Consider the following 354-nt stretch of genomic DNA (forward strand, 5'->3'; position numbering starts at 1 on the left):
TCCACCACCCGGACGGACGCTCTGGACGCAATGCTGTCTGACTCCAGATCGGGATAGAGGAAGATCTTCTGCTCATCCCGTGCCACTGTGTACAGGGCATTGTTGTGGTAGCGGAACAGCTCACCCTTGACCCACAAGCCAGACGAAGCGCCAGCATCCACCAGATCCGCGCTGTCTGGCTCCTCAAGACCGACAAGCGTGACGCGGGACAGCGCCAGATCATCATCCTCAGGGCGGGACTGCACCACCAGCCTGTCCGGTGTCAGGGTAAAGGCGGTGACGCGATCACCGACCGGCAAGGGGATAGACAGCGCCTCCAGCCCCTCATCAGAAAAGTCGGTATCCGGCTGCAGC

1 protein-coding gene is annotated in these 354 nt (G+C 61.3%); it reads right to left on the reverse strand.

Annotation, left to right across the window (positions count from 1 at the left end; genetic code table 11):
- Nucleotides 1-354, reverse strand: a 354-nt coding sequence (locus tag E1189_RS22145; protein ID WP_196220821.1) for a hypothetical protein, incomplete at both ends; no start/stop codon positions are given.

Origin of the sequence: Parendozoicomonas verongulae, from assembly GCF_009711465.1 — a bacterium.
Classification (GTDB): domain Bacteria; phylum Pseudomonadota; class Gammaproteobacteria; order Pseudomonadales; family Endozoicomonadaceae; genus Sansalvadorimonas; species Sansalvadorimonas verongulae.